22 protein-coding genes and 1 pseudogene are annotated in these 25,609 nt (G+C 52.5%); 20 read left to right on the forward strand and 3 right to left on the reverse strand.

All coding sequences use genetic code 11. The features are described from left to right. Nucleotides 1-506: 506 nt before the first annotated feature. Nucleotides 507-1,856, reverse strand: coding sequence for a class II 3-deoxy-7-phosphoheptulonate synthase (locus tag E0D86_RS11370; protein WP_131650148.1), 1,350 nt, complete (start codon nt 1,854-1,856; stop codon nt 507-509). 115 nt (nt 1,857-1,971) lie between these two features. Here E0D86_RS11370 and E0D86_RS11375 point away from each other — a divergent pair, with 115 nt between their 5' ends. From E0D86_RS11375 to E0D86_RS11470, 20 genes and pseudogenes are all read left to right on the forward strand, one after another. Continuing rightward, nucleotides 1,972-2,721 carry a spermidine synthase gene (locus E0D86_RS11375; RefSeq protein WP_131650149.1) on the forward strand — a complete coding sequence of 250 codons (750 nt, stop codon included), beginning with the start codon at nt 1,972-1,974 and terminating at the stop codon, nt 2,719-2,721. A 463-nt stretch (nt 2,722-3,184) separates the two neighbouring features. Next, nucleotides 3,185-4,887 (forward strand): annotated as a pseudogene (locus tag E0D86_RS11380) (DEAD/DEAH box helicase). A gap of 330 nt (nt 4,888-5,217) precedes the next feature. Then, complete coding sequence (gene ihfB / locus E0D86_RS11385) at nt 5,218-5,502, forward strand: integration host factor subunit beta (protein ID WP_045164450.1); 285 nt, start codon at nt 5,218-5,220, stop codon at nt 5,500-5,502. Nucleotides 5,503-5,645: 143 nt separating this feature from the next. Then, on the forward strand, nt 5,646-6,707 hold the full coding sequence (locus E0D86_RS11390; protein ID WP_131650151.1) for an LPS O-antigen chain length determinant protein WzzB: 1,062 nt from the start codon (nt 5,646-5,648) through the stop codon (nt 6,705-6,707). A 102-nt stretch (nt 6,708-6,809) separates the two neighbouring features. Beyond that, a complete protein-coding gene (locus E0D86_RS11395) occupies nt 6,810-8,303 on the forward strand; it encodes an MBL fold metallo-hydrolase RNA specificity domain-containing protein (protein WP_131650513.1) in 1,494 nt (497 codons plus the stop codon). Nucleotides 8,304-8,377: 74 nt separating this feature from the next. Continuing rightward, on the forward strand, nt 8,378-9,454 hold the full coding sequence (gene rfbB / locus E0D86_RS11400; RefSeq protein ID WP_131650152.1) for a dTDP-glucose 4,6-dehydratase: 1,077 nt from the start codon (nt 8,378-8,380) through the stop codon (nt 9,452-9,454). 13 nt (nt 9,455-9,467) lie between these two features. Further along, nucleotides 9,468-10,340, forward strand: coding sequence for a glucose-1-phosphate thymidylyltransferase RfbA (rfbA, locus tag E0D86_RS11405; RefSeq protein ID WP_131650153.1), 873 nt, complete (start codon nt 9,468-9,470; stop codon nt 10,338-10,340). Nucleotides 10,341-10,438: 98 nt separating this feature from the next. Further along, on the forward strand, nt 10,439-11,374 hold the full coding sequence (locus E0D86_RS21755; RefSeq protein ID WP_131650154.1) for a WxcM-like domain-containing protein: 936 nt from the start codon (nt 10,439-10,441) through the stop codon (nt 11,372-11,374). Beyond that, nucleotides 11,371-12,495 carry a DegT/DnrJ/EryC1/StrS aminotransferase family protein gene (locus tag E0D86_RS11415; protein ID WP_131650155.1) on the forward strand — a complete coding sequence of 375 codons (1,125 nt, stop codon included), beginning with the start codon at nt 11,371-11,373 and terminating at the stop codon, nt 12,493-12,495. The genes E0D86_RS21755 and E0D86_RS11415 overlap by 4 nt, the downstream gene beginning before the upstream one ends. Next, entirely contained in the window at nt 12,495-13,742 is a 1,248-nt protein-coding gene (locus tag E0D86_RS11420; RefSeq protein WP_131650156.1) for an O-antigen translocase, read from the forward strand. Before E0D86_RS11415 ends, E0D86_RS11420 begins: the two co-directional genes overlap by 1 nt. A 1-nt stretch (nt 13,743) precedes the next feature. Then, nucleotides 13,744-14,358, forward strand: coding sequence for an acyltransferase (locus tag E0D86_RS11425; protein WP_131650157.1), 615 nt, complete (start codon nt 13,744-13,746; stop codon nt 14,356-14,358). Between the two features lie 101 nt (nt 14,359-14,459). Further along, nucleotides 14,460-15,368, forward strand: coding sequence for a glycosyltransferase (locus E0D86_RS11430; RefSeq protein WP_165914236.1), 909 nt, complete (start codon nt 14,460-14,462; stop codon nt 15,366-15,368). After that, nucleotides 15,365-16,606, forward strand: a complete 1,242-nt coding sequence (locus tag E0D86_RS11435) for a hypothetical protein (RefSeq protein ID WP_131650159.1) — start codon at nt 15,365-15,367, stop codon at nt 16,604-16,606. Before E0D86_RS11430 ends, E0D86_RS11435 begins: the two co-directional genes overlap by 4 nt. 39 nt (nt 16,607-16,645) lie before the next feature. Further along, nucleotides 16,646-17,590, forward strand: a complete 945-nt coding sequence (locus E0D86_RS11440) for a glycosyltransferase family 2 protein (protein ID WP_131650160.1) — start codon at nt 16,646-16,648, stop codon at nt 17,588-17,590. Beyond that, nucleotides 17,587-18,711, forward strand: a complete 1,125-nt coding sequence (locus tag E0D86_RS11445; RefSeq protein ID WP_131650161.1) for a glycosyltransferase family 4 protein — start codon at nt 17,587-17,589, stop codon at nt 18,709-18,711. Before E0D86_RS11440 ends, E0D86_RS11445 begins: the two co-directional genes overlap by 4 nt. Before the next feature lie 82 nt (nt 18,712-18,793). Further along, nucleotides 18,794-19,759, forward strand: a complete 966-nt coding sequence (locus E0D86_RS11450) for an NAD-dependent epimerase (RefSeq protein WP_131650162.1) — start codon at nt 18,794-18,796, stop codon at nt 19,757-19,759. Further along, nucleotides 19,756-20,928, forward strand: coding sequence for a nucleotide sugar dehydrogenase (locus E0D86_RS11455; RefSeq protein WP_165914237.1), 1,173 nt, complete (start codon nt 19,756-19,758; stop codon nt 20,926-20,928). Before E0D86_RS11450 ends, E0D86_RS11455 begins: the two co-directional genes overlap by 4 nt. 75 nt (nt 20,929-21,003) lie before the next feature. Beyond that, a complete protein-coding gene (locus E0D86_RS11460; RefSeq protein WP_131650164.1) occupies nt 21,004-21,948 on the forward strand; it encodes an SDR family oxidoreductase in 945 nt (314 codons plus the stop codon). A gap of 18 nt (nt 21,949-21,966) precedes the next feature. Further along, nucleotides 21,967-22,524 (forward strand): sugar transferase, encoded by a 558-nt coding sequence (locus tag E0D86_RS11465; RefSeq protein ID WP_131650165.1) that lies wholly within the window; start codon nt 21,967-21,969, stop codon nt 22,522-22,524. Nucleotides 22,525-22,663: 139 nt separating this feature from the next. Then, the gene (locus E0D86_RS11470; protein WP_371924065.1) at nt 22,664-24,655 is read left to right on the forward strand and encodes a polysaccharide biosynthesis protein; all 1,992 of its coding nucleotides are present in this window, start codon (nt 22,664-22,666) and stop codon (nt 24,653-24,655) included. Nucleotides 24,656-24,901: 246 nt separating this feature from the next. Here the strand turns inward: E0D86_RS11470 and E0D86_RS11475 are convergent, their stop codons facing one another. After that, nucleotides 24,902-25,168, reverse strand: coding sequence for a nucleotidyltransferase domain-containing protein (locus E0D86_RS11475; RefSeq protein ID WP_256681194.1), 267 nt, complete (start codon nt 25,166-25,168; stop codon nt 24,902-24,904). After that, the gene (locus E0D86_RS11480) at nt 25,165-25,584 is read right to left on the reverse strand and encodes a nucleotidyltransferase substrate binding protein (protein ID WP_131650166.1); all 420 of its coding nucleotides are present in this window, start codon (nt 25,582-25,584) and stop codon (nt 25,165-25,167) included. Before E0D86_RS11480 ends, E0D86_RS11475 begins: the two co-directional genes overlap by 4 nt. Nucleotides 25,585-25,609 lie beyond the last annotated feature (25 nt).

The following is a 25,609-nucleotide window of genomic DNA, read 5'->3' on the forward strand; positions in this document are numbered from 1 at the left end:
TTAGACTAATGATTAGTTTGCTAATTAATACGAGCGCGAGTGCTGGCCAATCACGATGACGTCCGAATCAAGAATTTAGACAGCACTGCACGGTGTGGTGCCGGCCTCTTGTCGATCCGTGCAGGCAGGCCGCAGACGACAGGAGAAGCCTTGAGCGGCTCCAAACTGCCGCAGCGGGGGCAACGCGTAGGGTGGGCTTCAGCCCACCGGGATTTTCAAGTTTGATTGGTGGCCGAAGCGGACCGTCGTCCGACCCACTCTACAAGCCGCCCAATCACGATGGCGTACCGCATCAGGAGATTTAGACAGAGCTGCGCGGTGTGGTGCTGGCCTTTTGTCGATCCGTGCAGGCAGGCCGCAGTACGACAGGCGAAGCATTGAGCGTCTTCAGACTGCCGCAGCGGAGGCAACGCGTAGGGTGGGCTTCAGCCCACCGGGATTTTCAAGTTTGATTGGTGGCCGAAGCGGAACGCCGCCCCGGCCCACCCTACAAGCGGTAAGAGTTATCAGCTCGGCCGCACCTGCTTCAGCGTCTCGGCAATCATGAACGCCATTTCAAGCGATTGATCGGCGTTGAGCCGCGGATCGCAGTGGGTGTGATAGCGATCAGAAAGGCCGTCCTCGGTAATCGGGCGCGAACCGCCGATGCACTCGGTGACGTTCTGCCCGGTCATCTCGATATGAATGCCGCCCGGGTAGCTGCCCTCGGCGCGGTGCACATCGAAAAACTGCCGCACCTCGGCCAGCACCCGAGCGAAGTCCCGAGTCTTGTAACCGCTGGATGCCTTCATGGTGTTGCCGTGCATCGGGTCCGAACTCCACAGCACCTGGCGGCCTTCGGCCTGCACCGTCTGGATCAGGCGTGGCAGACCTGCTTCGACCTTATCGGCGCCCATGCGTACGATGAGGTTCAAGCGGCCCGGATCGTTGTCCGGGTTGAGGATATCGATCAGGCGGATCAGCTCTTCGCCGTCCATGCTTGGTCCGACTTTCACTCCGATCGGGTTGCCCACGCCGCGCAGGAACTCAACATGGGCACCGTCCAGCTGCCGCGTACGGTCGCCAATCCAGAGCATATGTGCCGAGCAGTCGTACCAGCCTCCGGTCAGGCTGTCCTGGCGAACGAACGCCTGCTCATAATTCAGCAGCAGCGCCTCATGAGCGGTAAAAAAACTGGTTTCGCGTAGCTGCGGTGCGTTGTCCATGCCGCAGGCGCGCATGAACCTCAACGCCTGATCGATCCGCGCGCCCAGCCGGTGGTACTTCTCCGCCATCTGCGAGTTGGCGATGAAGTCGAGATTCCATTGATGCACCTGGTGCAGATCGGCAAAACCACCCTGGGCGAAGGCGCGCAGCAGGTTCAGGCTGGAGGTGGATTGGTGATAGGCCTGCAGTAGGCGGTCCGGATCCGGCACGCGGCTTTTTTCATCGAAGCCGATGCCGTTGACGTTATCGCCGCGGTAGGCGGGCAGGGTGATGCCATCGATGGTCTCGCTGCCGGACGAGCGTGGCTTGGCGAATTGCCCGGCCATGCGGCCGACCTTGATCACCGGGCAGCCCGCGGCGAAGGTCATGACCACTGCCATCTGGAGCAGCACCTTGAAGGTATCGCGTATTTTCGGTGCGGAAAACTCGGCGAAGCTTTCCGCGCAATCTCCACCCTGCAGAAGGAAGGCGCGGCCCTGGGTCACCTCGGCGAACTGTCGGCGCAGCTCCCGCGCCTCGCCAGCGAACACCAACGGCGGCAGGCTCGCCAGGGTCGCCTCGACACGCTGGAGGTGGTCGGCGTCAGGATAGTCGGGTTGCTGCTGGATGGGTTTGTTTCTCCAGCTGGTCGGGCTCCAGGTATGGCTCATCGAATAGATTCTCTGCGCGAAAAGTGCGCGGATTTTACCTGATGCGCTGCGCCGTCGCTGATAGCCCTTGCCAATCGGGCTGCTAAGATACGCCGACCGGTTTGGAGTGAGCGTAATGGACAAGCAGGAAGTAATGCTGGCCGAAGTACATGACGCTTTTGGCTTGATCCGCGTGCTGGAAGTAGGGGATTACCGGTTTCTCGAGTTCGGCGCAGCGGTCGAGCAAAGCTGTGTGTTCACGCGAGACCCAAGCTGGTTGGAGTACGACTACACGCGCGCCATGCTGATGGGCGGCCTGATGCACGCACAGCCAGAGACCGCCCTGTTTCTCGGCCTCGGCGCGGGGACGCTGACTCAAGCGTGCCTCGAATTCCTGCCGCTGGAAGATGTCGAGGCCATCGAGCTACGCCCGGACGTGCCGGAGCTGGCAATGCGTTATTTGGGCCTGCAGAACGACTCGCGGCTCTACATGCGCATCGGTGATGCGGTGGAGCTGCTCGACTCGGCCGAAACCGCCGATCTGATATTCGTCGATCTCTACACCGATGTGGGCCCGGCCGCGGCGCATCTGGCATGGCGCTTTCTCGAGCGGTGTCAGCAGAAGCTGAGCCCAGACGGTTGGCTGATCATCAATCAGTGGGGCACTGACGAAGACAAACCGCTTGGTGCTGCCCTGCTGCGTGGTCTGTTCCACCGCCATTATTGGGAGTGCCCGGTGAAGGAGGGCAATGTCGTACTGTTCGTTCCGGCCGATCTGGAACAGATGCTCGATATAGCCGCCTTGCGCGAGCGCGCCGCGACCCTGGCACCACGTCTTGGTTATTCACTGGATTCACTAATCGATGCGCTACGACCAGCCAGTTAAAAGTAGGGTGTCGCAGCCTCGCGCCGCCCTGAGGCGAAAAGCAAAGGTAGCTATTGCCGATGGGTTCGGGAAGGCTCCGAGCCTTGTAGGGTGGGCTTTAGCCCACGATGACTGCATTGGTGGGCTGAAGCGGAACGCCGCCCGGCCCACCCTACGGCTTTGCACCTACCCCAACACTTAACGCAGACATAGCCAAAGCAAAACGCGGTTCCCCGCCGAGTCGCTACGAACTTAACCCACAAGACAAATTGCGCGCACAGCTTCACAGAATTCCGGTATAGTACGCGCCGGCTGAAACCCAGCCTGCGTTCAGGTACTGCAACACACGAAGCGCTGCTTCGGCTGCTGTCCGCTTCTCGCGGCTGTCCTAGACGATTCATCATTCAATACGTTTTCGCAAACCCCGCCGACCAGGCTGCCAGGGTGACCTTCGGGTTTTGCATGGCATGCGCAGCTTCGGAACATGGGTCTTTGCGGAGCATCAGGAAAAGACCCATGACCCAGGAAATCGGCGGCTTTGCCGCACTCGGTATTCATCCCTCTGTACTCGCTGCCGTTATCGCGGTGGGCTACGAAGAGCCTTCGGCGATCCAGAGCCAGGCTATCCCGGTAATTCTCGGCGGCCACGACATGATCGGCCAGGCCCAGACCGGTACCGGCAAGACCGCAGCCTTCGCGCTGCCCATTCTGTCCAAAATCGATCCGGCCAAGCGTGAGCCGCAGGCGCTGATCCTCGCGCCAACCCGCGAACTCGCCCTGCAGGTCGCTACCGCGTTCGAAACCTATTCCAAGCAGATGCCCGGCGTCGGCGTTGTCGCCGTCTACGGTGGTGCGCCAATGGGCCCGCAGCTCAAGGCCATCCGCCAAGGTGCGCAAATCATCGTTGCCACCCCCGGCCGTCTGGTCGACCACCTGAGCCGCAACAGCGCGCTGCTGTCGACCATCCAGTACTTGGTACTCGACGAAGCCGACGAAATGCTCAAGCTGGGCTTTATGGACGACCTCGAAGTCATTTTCGAAGCCATGCCGGAAAGCCGCCAGAGCGTGCTGTTCTCCGCGACCCTGCCGCACTCCATCCGCGCCATCGCCGAGAAGCACCTGCGCGAGCCGCAGCACATCAAGATCGCCGCTAAGACCCAGACCGTCGCCCGCATCGAGCAGGCGCACCTGATGGTTCATGCCGACCAGAAAATCCCGGCCGTGCTGCGTTTGCTGGAAGTCGAAGATTTCGACGCGCTGATCGCCTTCGTACGTACCAAACAAGCCACTCTTGATCTGGCCGCTGCGTTGGAAGCCAAGGGCTACAAGGCTGCCGCACTGAATGGCGACATCGCTCAGAATCAGCGCGAGCGCGTAATCGAATCGCTCAAGGATGGTCGTCTGGACATCGTCGTCGCTACTGACGTCGCCGCTCGTGGCCTGGACGTGGCCCGTATCACCCACGTTTTCAACGTGGACATGCCGTACGATCCGGAATCCTACGTGCATCGCATCGGCCGTACCGGTCGTGCTGGTCGCGAGGGTCGCGCACTGCTGCTGGTCACTCCCCGTGAACGCCGCATGCTGCAGGTCATCGAGCGCGTCACCAACCAGAAGGTTGCCGAGGCCCGTCTGCCTAACGCCCAGCAGGTGTTGGATGCGCGCATCAAGAAACTCACCAACAGCCTGTCGCCGCTGGTAGCTGATGCCGAAGCCAGCCATGGCGAACTGCTCGACAAGCTGGTTGCCGATATCGGCTGCAGCCCGCGCGCCCTGGCCGCTGCGCTGCTGCGCAAGGCCACCAATGGTCAAGCGCTGACCCTGGCCGAAGTGGAAAAAGAACAGCCGCTGGTCCCGACCAGCAGCCCGCGCGAACGCGCTGAGCGTTCCGATCGTCCAGAGCGCAGCGGTGACCGTGAGCGTCGCGCCCCGATTCCCCTGGCCGAAGGTCGCGCCCGTTGCCGTACTCCCCTAGGCGCCCGCGATGGCATCGCTGCCCGCAACCTGCTCGGCGCCATCCTCAATGAAGGCGGCCTGGCCCGCGAAGCCATCGGCCGCATCCAGGTGCGTGACAGCTTCAGCCTGGTCGAGCTGCCGGAAGAAGGACTGGAGCGTCTGCTCGGCAAACTCAAGGACACCCGCGTCGGCGGCAAGCAGCTCAAGCTGCGTCGCTATCGCGAGGATTGATGCCTAACCACAGCGAAGCGCTTTAAGTTAAAGCCTCTCGCTAGCTAGAAAAATAAAAGGGTGGGCTTCGGTCCACCTTTTTTTGTATCCGCTATTCGCTTGCGGAGGATGGGTGGAACCCATCACCGAACTTCGCGCGCCGGAGCGTCCAAACGTTCCGATGACACCAACGAAACCCATCGCTTTCCCCAAGCTCGTCCCATCCCCTCCGTTCATATCTCAATTCCGCACAAAATCCCCTTACCTCGCCAGGCTGTTCAAACTCTGAACAACATGCTACAAACGAACGCAACCCAAATGATCTAGCCGCTTGAAAACGAAGGGAAAACCATGACCAAGTCGGAGTTGATCGAGCGTATCGTCACCCAACAAGGGCTGCTTTCGTCCAAGGATGTGGAGCTGGCAATCAAGACCATGCTCGAGCAAATGGCCCAAGCACTGGCGACCGGAGACCGCATCGAAATTCGCGGCTTCGGCAGTTTTTCCCTCCACTATCGCGCCCCCCGCGTCGGCCGTAATCCCAAGACCGGCCAATCCGTCCCGCTCGATGGCAAATTCGTCCCGCATTTCAAGCCGGGAAAAGAGCTGCGTGATCGGGTGAATGAGGAGGAATAAGTACCGCGGTCGTTTGAACTTTTTGTTCTAGGCCAGCTTGAGCCAAACCACCTTCCGTCCGATAAACATGTGATTTGTGTTTGGCTTTGAGTCCCGACCATGGCAGGATTCCGCCTTTTTTAGGCGCATCCCTGGAGAGATTCATGCAGGACAAGGACACCCATCCAAATCCATACCGGGACGATGAAATCGATCTGGTGGAATTGTTCAAAGCGCTTTGGCAACAGAAACTAATCATAATCGGCATTACGATCGTGGTTACTGTCTGTGCAGCTGCGTATGCATTCCTGTCTAGGCCTGTTTATGAGGCCCGCGCTATGGTTTTGCCGCCTTTTCTGTCTGATATCGCTGCTTACAATGCTGGGCGCAACGCCTCAACGCAAAACTCGCTAAAGTCTTTCTCGACTGAGGATGTCTACGCTGTTTTTACGCGCAATCTGAAATCCTTGTCCTTGCGCCGAGCGTTCTTCCAAGATGTTTATTTGCCTTCTCTGACAGAGACTCGTAGGGCCTCACCTGAAGATCGTCTATGGGCGAGCTTTAACGATCAGCTCACTGTCAGAGCGCCAGATAAACAGCAACCCGACATGCTTGAGGTTAGGGTCGAGCATGAGGATGCTGAACAAGCGGCAAGTTGGGTAAATGATTTCGTTGCTCGGGCTGCATCTGCCGCCAAAGATGACATGCAACGCAACGTGATAAGCGAGATAGATGCCCGGATCCGCTCAACCGAGCGCCGCATTGCCTCCCTGCGCAGCACGGCATCTCAGCGGCGCCAGGATCGCATAGCCGTGCTTCAAGAAGCACTGGTGGTCGCCAAGGCAGTCGGAATGATCACTCCTCAGGTAACAGCAGGGCGCACTTCATCGAGCCAGGAGCTGGAAGAGTTTGTCGATGGAAGCTTGACCTATATGCGTGGCGCCAAGGCTATCGAAGCTGAACTGGCCGTCTTGGAAGCTCGTAAATCCGATGACCCTTTCATCTCTGAGCTGCGTAGCCTGCAGGAAGAGCTTAGTTTCCTGAACACCATCGAGATAGATCCCAATACGGTCGCTGTGTTCAGGCTGGACAGTGCCGCCCAGCCGCCACAAACCCCGATCAAGCCAAAGAAGATGATGATAGTTGCGCTCGGGTTGGTGCTAGGTGGAATGCTCGGCATATTCGTCGCGCTCATACGAGTCATGGTTAGACGAAGCATGAGCTAAGCGTAAGTCTGATCGCCGTGTCTCCATCTCACGCTACTGGGGGCATCTGCAGCTTGCATTCAGGGCGCAGCGCATAATTTGGTGCTCGTTAAAGGAATAACCATGAACTATCCACAAATAGAGCATCACGGCGCCAAGGACGGCGTTACCGGCTCCTGCCACCAACTGCGCATGAAGGCCACCGCAAGCCTGCTGATCGAGTGCGGGCTGTTCCAGGGCAACGACGCATCGATCCCAGATGAGTCTGGCGCGGATCGTCTCGCCATCGAATTTCCGCTGGACACCATAAAAGCGCTGGTCGCCACCCACGTGCATATCGATCACGTCGGCCGCATTCCTTACCTGCTGGCAGCGGGCTTCGAGGGGCCGATTCTCTGTAGCGAGCCTTCCGCGAAGCTGCTACCGATCGTGCTGGAAGATGCCTTCAAGCTCGGCTTCAGCCGTGACCATAGCCAGATTGAGAAATACATCCGCCTCGTTGAGCAGCGCATCATTGCACTGCCGTATCAACAGTGGTTCACCCTGGCCGATAGCGACGAATTGCTGGCCCGCATACGGCTGCAGCGTGCTGGCCATATCCTCGGGTCGGCCTATGTCGAAATCGACCTGACTTACCCGCAAACAGGGCAGAACAAGCGCGTAGTCTTTTCCGGTGACCTCGGCGCGCCGCACGCACCTTTCCTTATGCCGCCCGAATCACCGGAGCGTGCCGACATCCTGGTGCTGGAAAGTACCTACGGCGACCGTCTCCACGAAGGCCGCGCCAATCGCCGAAAGCGGCTCGAAGCCGTCATCGAACAAGCCCTCGAAGACCAAGGCACCGTCCTCATCCCCGCCTTCAGCATCGGCCGCACCCAGGAACTGCTCTACGAACTCGAAGACATCATTCAAAACAAGCAAAGGGCGACCGCAGTCCAGTCCCCTCTCCCCTCTGGGGAGAGGGCTAGGGTGAGGGGAAAGGCGGACAACACCAATGCCAAGTCCAAACCCGAAACAAACTGGCCCGAACTCCCCGTCATCCTCGATTCGCCACTCGCGAGCCGCTTCACCGAGACCTACCGAAGCCTAAAACCCTTCTGGAATCAGGAAGCCCGTGAGCGCATCCAGTCCGGTCGCCGCCCGCTGGCCTTCGAACAACTGATCACGATAGACAGCCACAGCGACCACCAACGCATCGTCAACCATCTGGCCCAGACCGCACGTCCAGCTATCGTCATCGCTGGTGGCGGCATGTGCAGTGGCGGTCGCATCGTCAATTACCTGAAAGCCATGCTGGGCGACAAAAGGCATAACGTCCTCTTCGTCGGCTACCAAGCCAAAGGCACACCAGGGCACACAATCCAAACCTATGGTCCGAAAGGCGGTTATGTTGACTTGGATGGCGAACGCATCGATATCCGTGCTGGTATCACCAGCATCGGTGGCTACTCTGCTCATGCGGATCAGAAAGGGTTGGTTGAGTTTGTGACTGGAATGCAGCAGTGGCCGACTGAGGTACGGGTAGTTCATGGGGAGGAGAGGGCGAAGAAGGCGTTGACTGACATTCTTGAGGCGCGCTATGCCGAGAGCGAAAAGAAGCTGGACTTAATAAGCTAAACGCCTGCGCCATGCGTACCGATCTAGGCCTTTTTTTTCGTGCCTAGGACGTAATTGAAGGAACACACAGAGAAATGAAAATTCTTGTAACCGGTGGTGCCGGCTTCATCGGTTCGGCTTTAATCCGGCACATCATTGGCAGCACGGATGACTACGTGGTCAACCTCGACAAACTGACCTATGCGGGCAACCTCGAATCCCTTGCCGAAGTCAGCGACAGCGATCGCTATATCTTCGAGCACGTTGATATTTGCAACCGTGCCGAACTTGATCGAGTTTTCCGTGAGCATCAACCCGACGCCGTAATGCACTTGGCCGCTGAGTCTCACGTTGATCGCTCCATCGATGGCCCGGCAGCCTTTATTGAAACCAACATTGTTGGTACCTACACGCTGCTCGAAGCGGCCCGTCAGTACTGGCAGAGCCTGAATGACAACCGCAAGGCAGCCTTTCGCTTCCATCACATATCCACCGACGAAGTGTACGGCGACTTGGATGGTCCGGAAGATCTTTTCACCGAAACCACGCCTTATGCCCCCAGCTCCCCCTATTCGGCGAGCAAAGCCAGTTCCGATCACCTAGTTCGTGCCTGGCAGCGGACGTATGGCCTGCCGGCGCTAATCACCAACTGCTCCAACAACTATGGCCCGTACCACTTCCCCGAAAAGCTCATCCCTTTGATTATCCTCAACGCCTTGGAAGGCAAACCGCTGCCGATTTACGGTAAGGGTGATCAAATACGCGACTGGCTTTACGTCGAAGATCACGCCAGAGCCTTGTACACAGTGGTGACGGAAGGGAAGGCCGGCGAGACCTACAACATCGGCGGCCACAACGAGAAGCAAAACATCGAAGTCGTCCACACACTTTGCAGCCTCCTCGATGAACTCCGACCTGTAGGGACGAATTCATTCGCCCGGCACTTGGCTAGCTACAAAGACCTGATCATCCATGTCCAAGACCGCCCCGGCCACGACATGCGCTACGCCATTGACGCCAGCAAGATCCAGCGAGAGCTAGGCTGGACACCTGAAGAAACCTTCGAGACCGGCATTCGCAAGACGGTCGAATGGTATTTGAATAATTTGGAATGGTGCCGCCGTGTGCAAGATGGCAGCTATAAGCGCGAACGCCTCGGTGCCATTGCATAAGGATGCAGAACTCATGAAAGGCATAATCCTCGCTGGCGGCTCCGGCACTCGGTTGTATCCCATTACCAAGGGGGTATCGAAGCAGCTGCTGCCGATCTATGACAAGCCTATGGTCTATTACCCGCTCTCAGCTCTTATGCTGGCTGGTATACGCGATATCCTGCTGATCAGCACCCCGGATGATATTGCTGGTTTTCAGCGTTTGCTCGGAGACGGCAGCGAATTTGGCATCAGGCTCAGCTATGCGGTGCAACCAAGTCCCGATGGGCTAGCACAGGCATTCCTTCTTGGCGAAGAGTTCATCGGCAACGATTCAGTTTGTCTGGTCCTTGGGGACAACATCTTCTATGGCCAAGGCTTCAGCCCGATGCTGCGTGCAGCGGCAGCTAGGAAAAAGGGTGCCACCGTATTTGGCTACCAAGTCAAAGACCCGGAGCGCTTTGGTGTCGTCGAGTTCGACGAAAACAAGCGCGCCATATCCATTGAAGAAAAACCATTAAAGCCCAAGTCCCATTTTGCGGTTACCGGCTTGTATTTCTATGACAATGATGTTGTGGAAATAGCGAAGCACGTAAAACCCTCGGGGCGGGGTGAGCTGGAAATCACAAGCGTCAACCAAGCCTACCTGGAACGCGGCGATCTCAATGTTGAACTACTAGGGCGAGGGTTCGCCTGGCTTGATACGGGCACCCATGAAAGCTTGCTGGAAGCCGCGCATTTTGTCGAAACCATAGAAAAAAGGCAGGGCTACAAGATCGCCTGCCTAGAAGAAATTGCCTTTCATCAAGGCTGGCTCTCAGCAATCCAGATTCGCGAACAGGCCGAACTTTTAAAAAAAACAGGCTATGGGCAGTATTTGCTAGCTCTGCTCAGGGATATGCAGTAAGCCGAACAGTTCCGTACCTTTTTCTTCGAGTTGTGAGCGGATCACGGCCTACCGCTCAAAAAAAAGAAACGCGACCACATTAGTTCAGGAATAAATAAATGAATTTTTTTGTACACCCCCTTGCAGATGTTCAGGCAAAAAACATCGGTGATAACTCCAGAATTTGGCAGTTTGTGGTCGTTTTGCCCGAAGCTCGGATTGGTGCCGAAGCCAATATTTGCTCGCATTGTTTGGTCGAGAACGATGTCATTGTTGGTGATCGGGTAACCGTCAAGAGTGGCGTGCAGTTATGGGACGGCCTGCGCATTGGAAATGATGTTTTTATCGGTCCGAATGTCTCCTTCACCAATGACCGCTTTCCTCGTAGTCGCCAGCAACCAGCTAAATTCTTGGAAACCAAGATTCAAGATGGTGCTTCAATAGGTGCGGGAGCGGTGATTTTACCCGGTATTACCATTGGTGCTAAAGCGATGGTAGCGGCAGGTGCGGTAGTGACACGCTCAGTTCCGGCTAACTCAATTGTTGTGGGTAATCCTGCAAGAATTATTGGATACGTCGACGCTGGGCAGAACGTTACAACCGTCGCGACAACTGGCGGGCTAGAGGTCGGGGCGGCCGAAACCAATGTGCGTGGGGTCACTGTGCATCGATTCCCCCGAATAGCGGATATCCGCGGTAACCTAACCGTCGGAGAGTTTGAGCGAACCGTACCGTTCGCTGTAAAGCGTTATTTCATGGTTTTTGATGTGCCAAGTATCGAAACTCGCGGGGAGCATGCCCATCGTGAATGTCATCAATTCCTGATCTGCGTTCGAGGAAGTTGCGCAGTGGTGGCTGACGATGGTGTTAATCGTCAAGAATTCATACTCGATCGTCCTGAGCTTGGAATTTATCTTCCGCCCATGGTTTGGGGTATTCAATACAAATATTCACCGGATGCAGTACTGATGGTGTTCACGTCCCATTTTTATGATGACGCTGACTACATTCGTGATTATTCCGAATTCCTTGCTATCACTGGAGGTGCGTTGTGATTCCGTTTTTAAATCTGCGTGAAATCAACAGCGTTTACCAAAAGCAACTGATCGAAGCCTGTACCCGAGTAATAGAGTCAGGCTGGTATATAGGCGGTAATGAGCTCTCATGCTTCGAAAGTGAATTTGCAACATACTGTGGTAGTGAACATTGTATCGGTGTAGCGAACGGGTTGGACGCGCTGACCCTGACGCTGCGTGCTTGGAAAGAGTTAGGCAAGCTAAAGGAAGGCGACGAAGTTATCGTTCCCTCCAATACCTATATCGCTAGTATTCTTGCAATTACTGAAAACCGCCTTCGGCCTATCCTGGTTGAACCAGACCCGTTAAGTTACAACCTCTGCCCAGAGAAGACTGCTGCAGCGATTACGCCCAATACGAGGGCGATCGTAGCAGTGCATTTATATGGTCAGTTGGCGCCTATGCCAGAAATCATGGCCTTGGCGGAGCAACACAACCTGTTAGTACTAGAAGATGCAGCCCAGGCGCATGGTGCCAGTATTGCTGGTCGCAAGGCGGGTAATTGGGGCCATGCGGCAGGCTTCAGCTTCTATCCAGGCAAGAATCTTGGTGCTCTCGGGGATGCAGGGGCAATTACCACCAATGATGCCGAACTGACAAAAACCATCCGTGCGCTTGGCAACTATGGCAGCCATAAAAAATACGAAAATCTCTATCAGGGAGTGAATAGTCGCCTTGATGAGATCCAAGCAGCGATGCTCACCGTCAAGCTAAAACACCTTGATGCGGATACTGCTCGTCGTCAGGCCATCGCTCTGGCATACGCACAGGGCATCAATAATCCAATCATCGCCCAGCCGATTTCGTCTGACAGCTCCCTAGCTTCGCTGGAGTCCCATGTATTCCACCTCTATGTGGTGCGTACTGAGCAACGCCAAGCATTGCAAGAGCATTTGAACGCCGCGGGTATCCAGACGCTGATTCACTATCCGATCCCTCCACACCAGCAACGCGCTTATCAAGAGTGGAACCAGCGGAGCTACCCACTCACGGAAGCGATCCACCGGGAAGTGCTGAGCCTGCCTATCAGCCCGGTGATGACAGATGAAGAAGTCACAGCAGTGATCCATGCCTGCAATGCGTTTAGTGCGACTGAGTGATGACCCTGATAAAAACCAGCCTGCTAAATGGCATTGCTGTCGTTATTAAAATGCTGACTATGCTTGGCCTGAATAAGATACTGGCTATCTATGTCGGGCCAGCAGGCTATGCCGCCATTGGTAACTTTCAAAACGCGGTGCAAATGATTAGCACCTTCGCTAGTGGCGCTATAAATACCGGCGTAGTGAAGTACACCGCTGAATATTACGATGATGAGGAAAAGCAACGACAAGTCTGGCGTAGCGCGGGCACGATTGCTGTTTTAGGTTCGGTAGTTACGGGTATTGGCGTTTCAGTATTTAGCAAACCAATAGCCCAGTGGTTTTTACACGATGAACAATACAGTGCTGTGTTCATCTGGTTTTCCGTCACGTTGGTTTTTTATATATTCAATACACTGCTATTGGCCATATTGAACGGAAAAAAGGAAATTCACCGTTACATCATTGCCAATATAGCAGGCAGTTTATTTTCTTTAGTGGTTACCAGTATTTTAGCAATTCAGTTCGGTTTGTTCGGCGCGCTGACGGCACTGGCTGTCTTCCCTTCGTTCGCCTTTGTAGTCACTTTATACCTCTGCTACAAAGCGGACTGGTTTAAATTCAGTTACCTCTTCGGTGGCTTAGACAAAAACGTACTGTTAAACCTCAGCAAATACACCGCAATGGCACTCACCAGCGCCGCTTGTGTACCCGTCAGCCATGTTCTCATCCGTACTCATCTAGGGAATACGTTTGGCCTGGAAGCCGCAGGTTACTGGGAAGCCATGTGGCGCTTAAGTGCAGCTTACTTAATGTTGGTAACCACGACATTAAGCCTGTACTACTTGCCCAGGCTCTCCGAGCTAAAAGAGCCGGTTGAAATAAGAAAAGAAATTATCCAGGGTTACAAAATAATACTGCCAGTAACCGCTGTCTGCGGCCTGGTAATCTACCTACTGCGAGATTTTATTATTGGTGTACTTTTCACCCAAGATTTTATCCCTATGCGTGAATTGTTTGCTTGGCAAATGGTAGGAGACACGCTGAAAATTGGTAGTTGGTTACTAGGTTATGTTGTCATAGCAAAAGCTGCATTTAAGTTTGTTATGTTTACAGAGGTATTTTTTGCAGTATTATTTTATCTGCTTGTAAGCTCTCTTACTGTAATCTACGGAATAGAGGGAGCAACAATAGCGCACTCTTTTACCTACCTATTTCATTTTATTGCAATGTTTTTATATTTATCAATTAGAAGATTAATTTGAAATGTTCTCAGTCTTAAGAAAAATTAAAATTTATGGCGTAAGAAAAGCGTTTGTTTTAGTTCTTATTCGGCAGTATTTGAATCTTAAAAAAATAATATATATCTACTTTCTCTCTGACAACAAACCTGATTTCCGTTTAAAGAGTATATTTCAACCGACACAGTTTATAGGCAGGGGAGTAATCTGTATTGGCCAAACCTCAACAATTGGTGTTTGGCCGTCACCACAGATTCTGTCTGGATATGCTTACTTAGAGGCAAGAGGAGATGATTCGAAAATTACGATTGGCGAAAGAACCTTTATCAATAATTCTGCGAATATTATTGCCGACAAGACGACTATATCTATCGGGAATGATTGTCTTATTGGGCAAAGCGTAAATATATTTGATTCTGACTTTCATGGTTTAGAGTTAGAAAACAGAAATAACGGGGTTTATGAATGCTCGCCTGTGAATATAGGGGATAATGTTTTTATTGGTGCAAATGTCACAATATTAAAAGGTGTTAATGTTGGTGAGGGCTCTGTTATCGCAAACGGATCCATTGTGATAAAAGATGTTGAGCCGTTTAGTATTGTTGCAGGCATTCCTGCCAAAAAAGTACGTTCGTTGTAACTGGTTTTTACTACAGCTTTAGTATGAGTTAGTTATTAATTCTTCTCTGAATAAAAAATAGTTGAGCAGTGTTTTATTAGATTTATTATCGGAGCACAGCAGTGAATCCAACAGAAAAAGAAAACCCTTTAGTTAGCATCGTTATCCCCTGCTACAACCATGCCCAGTTTGTACAAGAATCTATACAAAGCGTGATTGATCAAGATTATGAAAACATAGAGCTGATTATTATTGATGATGGCTCAAAAGATAGCTCCGTTGAAGCTATTAACGAAATAATTTCTGTTTGTAATGAGCGCTTTGCTCGGTTTGAGTTTAGGCATAGACCGAATAAAGGGCTATGTGCGACGCTGAATGAAGCGCTGGAGTGGTGTGAGGGCGAGTATTTATCTTGCATTGCGTCAGATGATGTTATGTACGAGGATAAAGTTTCTCAGCAAGTGGCTTTTTTAGAGCGCAATCCGGCATGTGAAGCACTATTCGGCGCGATGGAAATTATTGATAGAAATTCTGTCTCTGAAAAAGTAATAGGCAAGGGGTATGCGGAGTACAGTTTTAAAGAGGTCTTCTTACATGAAAGCTTTTTGCCTGCGCCTTCTCAGATGCTACGTACAGAAAGTCTAAAATCTATTGGAGGATATGATGAAAGCCTTCTTATAGAGGATTGGCACATGTGGCTAAAGCTGCTGGAAAAGGGGGGGTACTTTGTTAATACGGGTAAATTGGTTGTTAAATATCGTCGCCACGAAGAAAATTTTTCAAAAAAAACAGATAAAATGTGGTCGGGAATAAATCAAATACTCACAAAGTATAAATCTCATCCACTATACAACAGGGCATTGTCAGGGGCTATGTTAACGCATGCTTGTGACATTCAGACTTTTAGCAAGGCTCAATCGTTTTCTTGGCTAATAAATGCTCTGTCGGTTGATCCGAAAATGCTTCTTAGCTTTAAGACGCATAAATTCTTGATAAAGTTTTTTCTACCCAAGAGCTTATTTCGGAAATGACATACCCATTGCAGAAGCAGGAGGCTGGTGTAGTTGGCTTCATCATTCTTTGCTTAATATATTGGTTGATTTTTTTTGATTTGTTCATTTCTGTCGTGGGAGGCGGAGCGTCTGTACTAGTAGGTCTTTTTTTAATTGCTTTGTGTTATCCGTCGTCACTGATCTCTTTTAGCTTCTCTGAGTTCAAGAGTGAGTTGTTTTTTTTATATTCCATTAGCATTTACGTTTTGCTAAGGAGTATATTTTCTGAAGAAGTGGATTTTTTCATTTCCTTTTCCAAGATTGTAATAGTAATGGTGTCTTCATATGTTTTGACGAGTTATGTAATAAAGCGGTTTGGGAGTTATTACTATATAAGGATTTTGATTTTTATTTTCATACTTCAAAGCTTTTCTCCGGTCTTGTATCTGCTTATAGACTCTTATAAAGATTTCTTGACGCATATTCAGGCGCCGGATATTTCAGGTCGAGATATACATGGTCGAGGGGTTCTTTCACTAAGAAAATCTTTTGTCTCGGGCGCCGGTGGTTTTTTTGGAATGTCAGTGCTTCTGGGTTTTTTTGTATATATTTTGACTTATTTTTATGTTACTAAAAGAATTGGTTTTTTACTCTTTTTTCTGACTTCTTTAATCGTATCATTGGCTGCTGTTATAGCTGGAAGGACAGCAGTAATTTTCATTTTTTTTTCCGTGCTCACAGTGCTGTGGTATGCAGCTTTGGTTACTAGACTTGTAATTTTTTGTGCTTTGTCAGTATTTGTGCTTATTTTGTTTTTTTTGCTTTATTATACGCAGACTTTAGAGTGGATCGCCGCGCAGTCAATCCTATTTCAATGGATGTTAGAGCCACTAGTTAATATGATGAGATCTGGGACATTCTCAAGTGCGTCAACGGATGTGCTGCACACTATGTGGTTTATTCCCGATAACGTAGACACTGTATTGATAGGGGATGGGCGCTATATATCAGATGACGGCCTATATTACGGCGGGACCGATGTCGGTTTCCTGAGGCAGATGCTTTTTGGTGGGCTCCCTCTTGTTGTTATGGTAATTAGTTTTTCCTTTATTATTACAAAATGTATGCCTTTGTTTTATAGGGTGGGTTTATTAATTTTGCTTTTTATAGTGCATGCAAAGGGGAATGTTATATTGGGCGCTCCAATGACAATGGCGCTTTTAGCATCCTTTTCAGTGTTTTTACTGCACGATAAAAAAGATGGTGTGCATGTTTGAGTGTGCTTTTTCGGTTTTTATTGAAGTTAATGGGTTGGTATGCACTATTTAATATCTGTTGTCGTGCCTTTGTACAATAAGAGATATTCGATTGAGGGGTGCTTGAGGTCTGTGCTCGCGCAGACCTTTAAGCCGTTTGAAATTATTATTGTTGACGATGGCTCCACCGATGATAGCAGCCTTATTGTTGCTGCTATCATCGAGGAGCATTCTAATGCTAGTGTCAAGTTGGTCTCGCAGGTTAACGCAGGTGTGTCTAGTGCTCGAAATTTAGGCATCAAGCTTGCTGCGGGTGAGTATGTAGCATTGTTGGATGCTGATGACGAATGGAGTAATGAGTACTTGTTTGAGATGAATGCGTTGATTGGCAAGTGTCCTGACGCATCTATGTATTCTTCTTTTCACTGCATAGCTGATGATGAGTCCAATCTGTTTGTTCCGGCTTGTTCTCTGCCGGAAGGGTTCGCTGGTTATGTTGATAATTACTTCGATCTTTCCGTGTCCACGCCTTTAGTCAATTCTTCTAAAGTTATTTTGAATAAAGAAAGTGTTCTAGCGCTTGGTGGTTTTCCTGTAGATGCCGTGTTAACGGAAGATTTGTTTTTATGGTTCATGATGGCTTCAAATTATAGAGTTGCTTTCTTAAATAAAGTTTTGGTTAAAGTGAATCAGTTTGCTGATGGCAGCAGGTTGGGACGACATAATAAAGCCCCTTTCCTTATCAGTTATTTTTCAAAAAATTATTGCTTTTTTAGGCGTTTAGAGAAAAGTAAAAAGCGTTATTTATTTAGTGTTTATTATAAACACTTTCTGGGCTCGCTTTCAGATGGACGCTATTCTGAGGCTGTATTTCGGCTCGCTAGCGGGTACAAGCTATTCAAGCTAAAAAGTTTTTTCTTAATGCTGCTTCTTCTTGTGCCTCATCCATTCTTCTCTTTCGCCAAAAAGTCAAGGCGAAAAATTCTGAGCGGGCGTAATACATGAATTCAGTTGCCTTTGTTGTCAACGATCCTAAATATTTTATTTCCCATCGTATGGGTATTGGTCAGCGTTTGCTTGCACAAGGCCATAGAGTGCATATTGTTGCACCAGGGCCTTGTCCTGATGAGATTGCGGCAAATGGTTTTATTTATCATCAAGTATCCATGTCCCGTAAAGGCAAAAATCCCTTTGCTGAACTGGCAACAGTATTTGGCCTTTATTCTCTGTTCAAGAAGTTAAAGCCGGATGTAGTGCACTTAGTTACTATCAAGCCCTATCTCTATGGTGGTGTCGCTGCTCGGCTCGCCGGTGTCCCAGCGATTGTTTCCGCTGTTGCTGGCTTGGGTATTTTATTTAGCCAGGATAGTTTCAAGACTCTTACTCTTCGTTCGATTCTTTATCCCTTATATCGTTTTGCCTTTGGTCATCAACGACAAAAGGTTATTTTTCAGAATCGCGATGACAAAGCTCTGCTCCAGCGCTTTGCGCGCCTGCCTGAAGAGAAAGCTGTTTTGATTCGTGGCGCTGGTGTTGACCTTGCAGCCTATCCTTTTCTGCCTGAGCCGGAAGGAAAGGTCGTCATCAGTTTTGCTTCGCGCTTGCTCAAGGACAAGGGGGTAGTTGAATTCGCCGAGGCCTCTCGTACGCTGCGACAGCGAGGTATTGTTGCAACGTTCTGGCTGATTGGCACGCCCGATCCAGGCAATGCCAATACGGTTACGCAGGCGCAGTTGGATGCCTGGGAGCAAGAAGGGCTGCTCAAGTGCCTTGGCTATAGGGCGGATATTGCCGAGCTATTTGCGCAGTCACATATTGTGGCACTGCCATCGTGTTACGGCGAGGGGCTGCCCAAGGTGCTGATTGAAGCGGCCGCTTGTGGGCGGGCTGTCATCACTACAGACCACCCGGGCTGCAGGGATGCTATTGAGGCTGATGTAACTGGCTTACTTATCCCGACCAAGGACAGTGCCGCGCTGGCTGATGCTATCGAGCGTCTTATTAGCAACCCTGAGCAAAGGCAGCAACTGGGCCGAGCAGGCCGCGAGCTTGCCGAGAAAGCCTTTGATGTGGAGAAGGCCATTGATGAGCACATTCAGGTTTATGAGCAGCTGCTGAAGCGGTAGCGACGCCAAGGTGGTTTCAACGATGTTTTGATTTGACATCGTTGTGGGCGCCTGACGCTGATTTTTAAGGGGACTTTAATCCATGAAATATCTTGTGACCGGCACCGCCGGCTTTATCGGTATGTACGTAGCCGAGCAGCTGTTGCAGCAAGGACATGAGGTCGTGGGGCTGGACAATATGAACAGCTACTACGATCCAGTGCTCAAGGAATACCGTCTGGCCCGGCTCACGCCCCATGCCAGTTTCCGCTTTGTGAAAATGAATCTTGCTGACCGGAAGGGCATGGCGGGGCTCTTTGCTGCCGAGAAGTTTCAGCGGGTAATCCATCTGGCGGCCCAGGCTGGTGTGCGTTATTCCTTGCAGGCGCCCTTTGAGTATGTGGACAGTAATCTGGTGGGCATGATGACCATTCTGGAAGGCTGCCGCCATCACCAGGTGGAGCATCTGGTCTATGCCTCGTCCAGTTCGGTCTACGGCATGAACGACAAAATCCCTTTCAGTGAAGACGATCAGGTAGACAACCCCGTCTCTCTCTATGCGGCCACGAAGAAAGCCAACGAACTTATGGCGCATTCCTATGCCCATCTGTACGGCATTCCGGTGACGGGCTTGCGTTTCTTTACCGTGTACGGCCCTGCAGGCCGGCCCGATATGGCGCCCTGGCTGTTTACCGACGCCATCCTCAAGGGCGAGCCGATTAACGTCTTCAATCATGGAAAGATGCAGCGGGATTTCACCTATATTGGCGATATCGTCGAAGGCGTGCTGCGCATTCAGGACGTTATTCCCACCGGCCAACGGCCGTATGCGTTGTTCAACATTGGCAACAACCAGCCGATCCCTCTTGCCCGCTTCATCCAGGCCATCGAAACTGCCACCGGCAAAGATGCCAAAAAAACCATGCTCGACATGCAGCCTGGCGATGTGGAACGCACCTACGCCGACACCAGCCGCTTGGAAACCGTTGTGGGCTACAAGCCGCAGATGGAGATTGAAGAAGGTATGGACAGGTTCGTTCGCTGGTTCAAGGAGTACAAAGGCTTATGAGAAAGATTGCAGTGGTTGGCACCGGCTACGTAGGGCTTTCTAATGCTGTGCTGTTAGCGCAGCACAATGAAGTGGTTGCGCTGGATATCGTTTCTGAAAAGGTCGCGCTGCTGAACAACCATGTCTCACCTATCGAAGACACCGAAATTTCCGACTTCCTGAAGAACAAGCCGTTGAACCTCACCGCTACGTTGAGCAAGCAGGAGGCGTTGCACGGGGCGGAGTATGTAGTTATCGCCACCCCTACTGACTATGACCCGCAGAGCAATTACTTTAATACGAGTAGCGTGGAGACGGTCATTGTTGATGTGCAGGCCATCAACCCAGCCGCGGTGATGATCATCAAGTCGACGGTGCCGGTTGGCTATACGCAGGCGATCAGGGAAAAATTCAATACAGATAATATTATTTTTTCGCCGGAGTTTCTGCGCGAAGGCAAGGCGTTGTATGACAATCTGCACCCTTCACGGATTATTGTTGGCGAGCGGAGTGAGCGGGCGAAGGTGTTTGCCGCGCTTTTGCAACAGGGTGCTATCAAGCAGGACGTGCCAGTGCTGTTTAGCGACTCGACCGAGGCTGAAGCCATCAAGCTGTTCTCCAATACCTATTTGGCGATGCGGGTGGCTTATTTCAATGAACTGGACAGCTATGCTCAGGTACATGGCCTGGATTCAAAGCACATCATCGAAGGCGTGGGGCTGGATCCGCGTATTGGCAGTCACTACAACAACCCCTCCTTTGGCTACGGTGGCTACTGCCTGCCCAAGGACACTAAGCAGCTGTTAGCCAACTATGATCAAGTGCCTAATAATTTGGTCAAGGCGATTGTAGATGCAAACCGTACCCGCAAGGATTTCATTGCCGACTCCATCATCGCGAAAAAGCCAAAGGTGGTGGGTATATATCGCTTGGTGATGAAATCCGGTTCGGACAACTTCAGGGCTTCTGCGATTCAGGGTGTGATGAAGCGCATCAAGGCCAAGGGGATTGAGGTGGTGGTATATGAACCGGTGCTTGAGGAAGAAGCTTTCTTCGGGTCGCGGGTGATTAATGATCTGGATGAGTTTAAGCAAGTGGCGGATATTGTCGTCGCCAACCGCCCGGAAGAAGCCTTGGCTGATGTGATGCACAAGGTTTACACCAGAGATATTTTTGGTGGGGATTCCTGAGGTTGGCGGGTATGCATCATCCAACTGACGCAGAGCGCTTCAGGTAGCGGACATTATTAGGGCCATAAGTTTTCAATGACCAAAATTATATTAACCGGCGCCACCGGTTTCGTCGGCTTGCGTTTGCTCTCGCAGCTTGAGCAATGCTCTGAGCGTCAAATAATCGGTCTGTGCCGTCGCTTACCACAGGGACGGAGCAGTTCCGGGCTGCATGCGGTGGGGGATTTGCAGCAGGCTAATCTGTCTGCCTTGTTGCCCGGCGTGGACGTGTTGATCCACGCTGCCGCTCGCGCTCATATCATGACGGACGAGGTGGCCGACCCCTTGGCCGAGTATCGTCGTGTCAATGTGGAAGGCACGCTGAGCCTGGCTCGACAGGCTGTGGCTGCTGGGGTGAAGCGTTTTATCTTTATCAGCTCGATCAAAGTAAACGGTGAGGCCACCGTCAATGAACGGGCATTCTTCGCCAGTGATGAGCCGGCTCCAGAGGATGCTTACGGATCATCCAAGCTGGAAGCAGAACAGGGCTTGATGCAGCTGGCTGCCGAAACCGGAATGGAAGTGGTGATTATCCGGCCTCCGTTGGTTTACGGGCCGGGAGTTAAGGGCAACTTCGCTAGCATGATCAAGCTGGTTGAGAAAGGGCTTCCGCTCCCACTTGGTGCTATCCACAACAAGCGCTCATTAATGGGTATCGACAATCTGATTGATCTGATCACACGTTGCATTGATCATCCCGCCGCCGCCAATCAGATATTTCTCGCGGGCGATGGCCAAGATCTGTCTACAACCGAGTTACTGCGTGGCGTGGGTAGGGCGATGGGTAAGCCTGCGCGGTTGATTCCCGTCCCGGCTGGCATGCTTCAGTTTGGTGCTACCTTGTTGGGAAAGAGAGCGATGGCCCAACGGCTGCTTGGCTCGTTGCAGGTGGATATCAGCAAGGCCTGTGAACTGCTGGACTGGAAGCCGCCTTATACCGTTGAAGAAGGGCTTAGGCGTTGCTTTGAGCATCCTGTTTGAATAATGACCAGGTGAACCGTGATTCGAGTTTTTGATTTTGTTTTTTCGTTGCTGGGTTTGGTAGCTGGTTTCCCTGTATTGCTTTTGCTGACGGTCATCGGCCTGTTCGATACGGGCTCGCCGATTTTTCGGCAAGTACGCGTTGGTCGTCATCAGAAGCCGTTTACGCTGGTCAAGTTCCGCACCATGAAGGTGGATACCGCCTCGGTTGCCACCCATCTGGCCAGCAGTGCCTCCATTACCCGTTTCGGTCATTTTCTGCGTAAGACCAAGCTGGATGAACTGCCCCAGCTCTGGAATGTACTCAAGGGTGAGATGAGTCTGGTAGGGCCGCGGCCGGGGCTATTCAATCAGGAAGAACTGACAAACGAGCGTGCCAAGCGTGGCGTGTTCGACGTACGCCCAGGGATCACCGGGCTGGCGCAGGTGTGCGAAATCGATATGTCTACGCCGGCTCTGCTAGCGGAAACTGATCAGAAGATGATCCGAACCCTCACCGTGGCGCATTACTTCAAGTACATCTTCATGACTGTGGCGGGCAAGGGCGCTGGGGATCGGATCGTCCGGAAAACCTGACTATCCGGATACCGGCGCATACGCTTTGATGCAGGGGTCGATCGTAGCCATTCTGTGTTTGGCTTTCGGTGCGTTGTTGCGATGGGATACCAGTAGAACTAAAGGAAGGATAAGTGTTGTGTTGAGGTTGGCGGAGAAAATGCGCACGCATCTGGTGCGTTTGCCCAGGCGGCAGAAGCGCCTTGTCCAGGTCGGTACGGATGTGCTTCTGGTTTGGCTGGCGCTGTGGCTGGCTTTCTTCGTTCGCCTTGGTGAGGCGGGTTTTGTCGAGCCGCTTGGCGGGCACGCCTGGCTATTTGGCCTCACGCCTGTGTTTTCGATACCGATCTTTATCCGCTTCGGCATGTATCGCGCCGTGATGCGTTACTTTGGCAATGATGCCCTGATGGCCATCGTCAAGGCCGTTACGCTTTCCGCCCTGTTGCTGGCTTTGGCTGTTTATTGGCGCAGCGATGCGCCCAAGTTGATACCGCGTTCGATGGTGTTCAACTATTGGTGGCTGAGTCTGGTATTGATCGGCGGCTTGCGCCTGGTGATGCGCCAGTACTTTATGGGGGATTGGTTTTCTCCGGATTCGCTCACTAAGTTCAAGGGCCGCGACGCGGGGTTGCCGAAAGTCGCTGTTTACGGCGCTGGTGCGGCGGGCAATCAGTTGATTGCAGCATTGCGGCTGGGGCGCGCGATGCGTCCGGTTGCGTTCATCGATGATGATCCAAATCTCTTCAACCGCACCATTGCCGGGTTGCGGGTGTATTCGCCCAAGCATATCCAGCAGATGATTGACGAGACGGGAGCGGATGAAATTCTGTTGGCGATCCCGTCTGCATCACGTGGCAGGCGGCGTGAGGTACTGGAGACATTGGAGCATTTCCCCCTCCATGTACGCAGCGTTCCCGGTTTTATGGATCTGGCCAGCGGCAAGGTCAAGGTCGAGGACATTCAGGAAGTTGACATTGCTGACTTGCTCGGGCGTGATGCCGTGCCACCGCAGCAGGCGCTGTTCGAGAAATGTATTCGCAGCAAGGTGGTGATGGTGACGGGAGCCGGCGGCTCGATTGGTTCGGAGCTGTGCCGGCAGATTCTATCGAACAAACCTCAAACACTGCTGCTGTTCGAGCACAGCGAGTTCAATCTTTACAGCATTCACATCGAACTGGAGCGGGTGATCAAGCGGGCTTCGCTGCCGGTTCGGTTGGTGCCGATACTGGGCTCCATTCGAAATGCTGAGCGTCTGCTGGATGTGATGCGCACCTGGCAGGTGGAGACGATCTATCACGCGGCTGCCTACAAGCATGTACCCATGGTGGAGCACAACGTCGCCGAAGGTGTGCTGAACAATGTGCTCGGCACCATGAACACGGCGCAGGCGGCCGTGCAGGCGGGTGTGGCCAACTTCGTGCTGATCTCCACTGACAAGGCGGTGCGGCCCACCAATGTAATGGGCAGTACCAAGCGTGTCGCGGAGATGATTCTGCAGGCGTTGAGCCGTGAAGCGGCACCGGTGCTGTTCGGCGCTGACGATGCGGTGCATCACGTCAACAAGACCCGTTTCACCATGGTGCGTTTCGGCAATGTACTGGGCTCGTCGGGATCGGTGATTCCACGTTTCTATCAGCAGATACGCAGTGGCGGGCCGGTAACCGTGACCCATCCGAAAATCACTCGCTACTTCATGACCATTCCCGAGGCCGCTCAGCTGGTGATCCAGGCGGGCTCCATGGGGCAGGGCGGTGATGTGTTCGTACTGGACATGGGGCAGCCGGTGCGTATTGCCGAGCTGGCGGAGAAACTGATTCACCTGTCCGGCCTGAGCGTGCGCTCGGAGAAAAGCCCTCATGGGGACATTGCTATCGAGTTCACTGGGTTGCGCCCGGGTGAGAAGCTCTATGAAGAGCTGCTGATCGGCGACAACGTGAGCCCTACCGAACACCCGATGATCATGCGTGCCGATGAGGAGTACTTCACTTGGGATGTGCTGCGCGGTGTGCTGGCGAAACTGCTTAAAGCTGTCGAGCAGGATGACTATCCGCAGGTTCGGGTACTGCTGCGTGAGGTGGTGAGCGGTTATGTGCCTGAGGGTGAGATCGTTGATTTGATTTATCAGCAGCGAAGAGCGGGGCCGGCTGAGTAGGGTGGTTTGGGCAGGCTATCGCCTGCATTCGCCGCGAGGGCGCGCCTCCCACAAAATCAGAAGCGGTGCGGTGTACGCTTTAGTTTTTTTGAGAGCTGCTGTCGGTGCGAAACGCTTTGGTTCTGCTGGCAGGCTATCGCCTGCATTCGCCCCGAGGGCGGGCCTCCTACAGGTGAATCGCAGATTTCGCTGTGTGTCAGCCCGCTGCGCTGTAGAAGAGTTTTCCGATTCGGGCGATGTGATCGATCAGCTGTGGATTATCGAGTTGGTGATGCAGGGACAGGTCGATCTTGTAGGGCAGAAGCAGGCGTCCAAGACCAGTTCTATGTCGAGCAGGTCTTGATATGAGAGCTCATTACCTTTCAGTGTCAGATCGATGTCCGAACCGGGCCGGTAGCAGCCCTTGGCGCGGGAGCCATACAGAATCGCTTCGGTAATTTTCGGAAACAGCCGGAGTGTTTTGCGGATCGACGCAACGTCCTTATCTGATAAGCCAGAGATCTGTAGATTCATGCGCCTGGCTCAACGCGGCTGAGCAGTATCTGCTGTAGTTCCTTGAGCAAAGGATGGTGCTGCAACTGGATGTTAGTCAGGATCGCTTCGGCGGTTTCCTCGTTGTATGTGTGTGAAGTCCGGTTGCGGTCCGTGAGTATTTGCATCCAGGCGTGGCCGTCGCTGATCAAGCCCTTGCTGAATGCTTGGCGAATCGTGTCGCGGGAGCTGACGGTGTCATCGATGCCTTGCCAGACGAGAAAGTCTTTTAGCGTATTCCAGCCAAGCTCATAGCAATATTTAAAGCCCTGAATGACACCCTGCTTTTCCAGTCTGGATAGCTCGCGTTGCTGCATGAGTTTCATTGCTTCATCGAGCTGTAGCAGCGCCCTGCTAAAGTTATGCAGACGTTGTTGCCAGCGCACATCAATATTCATCTGGGTACCTAATAGCTTTTGCGCA

Source organism: Pseudomonas sp. IC_126, from assembly GCF_004331835.1.
Classification (GTDB): Bacteria; Pseudomonadota; Gammaproteobacteria; order Pseudomonadales; family Pseudomonadaceae; genus Stutzerimonas.

What these genes read in the sequence shown, in the direction of transcription:
- E0D86_RS11375 (WP_131650149.1), top strand. Translation starts at nt 1,972, where the DNA reads ATGGACAAGCAGGAAGTAATGCTGGCCGAAGTACATGACGCTTTTGGC.
- E0D86_RS11475 (WP_256681194.1), bottom strand. Translation starts at nt 25,168, where the DNA reads ATGAATCTACAGATCTCTGGCTTATCAGATAAGGACGTTGCGTCGATC.
- E0D86_RS21755 (WP_131650154.1), top strand. Translation starts at nt 10,439, where the DNA reads ATGAATTTTTTTGTACACCCCCTTGCAGATGTTCAGGCAAAAAACATC.
- E0D86_RS11425 (WP_131650157.1), top strand. Translation starts at nt 13,744, where the DNA reads ATGTTCTCAGTCTTAAGAAAAATTAAAATTTATGGCGTAAGAAAAGCG.
- rfbA (WP_131650153.1), top strand. Translation starts at nt 9,468, where the DNA reads ATGAAAGGCATAATCCTCGCTGGCGGCTCCGGCACTCGGTTGTATCCC.
- E0D86_RS11370 (WP_131650148.1), bottom strand. Translation starts at nt 1,856, where the DNA reads ATGAGCCATACCTGGAGCCCGACCAGCTGGAGAAACAAACCCATCCAG.
- rfbB (WP_131650152.1), top strand. Translation starts at nt 8,378, where the DNA reads ATGAAAATTCTTGTAACCGGTGGTGCCGGCTTCATCGGTTCGGCTTTA.
- E0D86_RS11395 (WP_131650513.1), top strand. Translation starts at nt 6,810, where the DNA reads ATGAACTATCCACAAATAGAGCATCACGGCGCCAAGGACGGCGTTACC.
- E0D86_RS11455 (WP_165914237.1), top strand. Translation starts at nt 19,756, where the DNA reads ATGAGAAAGATTGCAGTGGTTGGCACCGGCTACGTAGGGCTTTCTAAT.
- E0D86_RS11460 (WP_131650164.1), top strand. Translation starts at nt 21,004, where the DNA reads ATGACCAAAATTATATTAACCGGCGCCACCGGTTTCGTCGGCTTGCGT.
- E0D86_RS11445 (WP_131650161.1), top strand. Translation starts at nt 17,587, where the DNA reads ATGAATTCAGTTGCCTTTGTTGTCAACGATCCTAAATATTTTATTTCC.
- E0D86_RS11440 (WP_131650160.1), top strand. Translation starts at nt 16,646, where the DNA reads ATGCACTATTTAATATCTGTTGTCGTGCCTTTGTACAATAAGAGATAT.
- ihfB (WP_045164450.1), top strand. Translation starts at nt 5,218, where the DNA reads ATGACCAAGTCGGAGTTGATCGAGCGTATCGTCACCCAACAAGGGCTG.
- E0D86_RS11450 (WP_131650162.1), top strand. Translation starts at nt 18,794, where the DNA reads ATGAAATATCTTGTGACCGGCACCGCCGGCTTTATCGGTATGTACGTA.
- E0D86_RS11470 (WP_371924065.1), top strand. Translation starts at nt 22,664, where the DNA reads ATGCGCACGCATCTGGTGCGTTTGCCCAGGCGGCAGAAGCGCCTTGTC.
- E0D86_RS11435 (WP_131650159.1), top strand. Translation starts at nt 15,365, where the DNA reads ATGACATACCCATTGCAGAAGCAGGAGGCTGGTGTAGTTGGCTTCATC.
- E0D86_RS11480 (WP_131650166.1), bottom strand. Translation starts at nt 25,584, where the DNA reads ATGAATATTGATGTGCGCTGGCAACAACGTCTGCATAACTTTAGCAGG.
- E0D86_RS11390 (WP_131650151.1), top strand. Translation starts at nt 5,646, where the DNA reads ATGCAGGACAAGGACACCCATCCAAATCCATACCGGGACGATGAAATC.
- E0D86_RS11420 (WP_131650156.1), top strand. Translation starts at nt 12,495, where the DNA reads ATGACCCTGATAAAAACCAGCCTGCTAAATGGCATTGCTGTCGTTATT.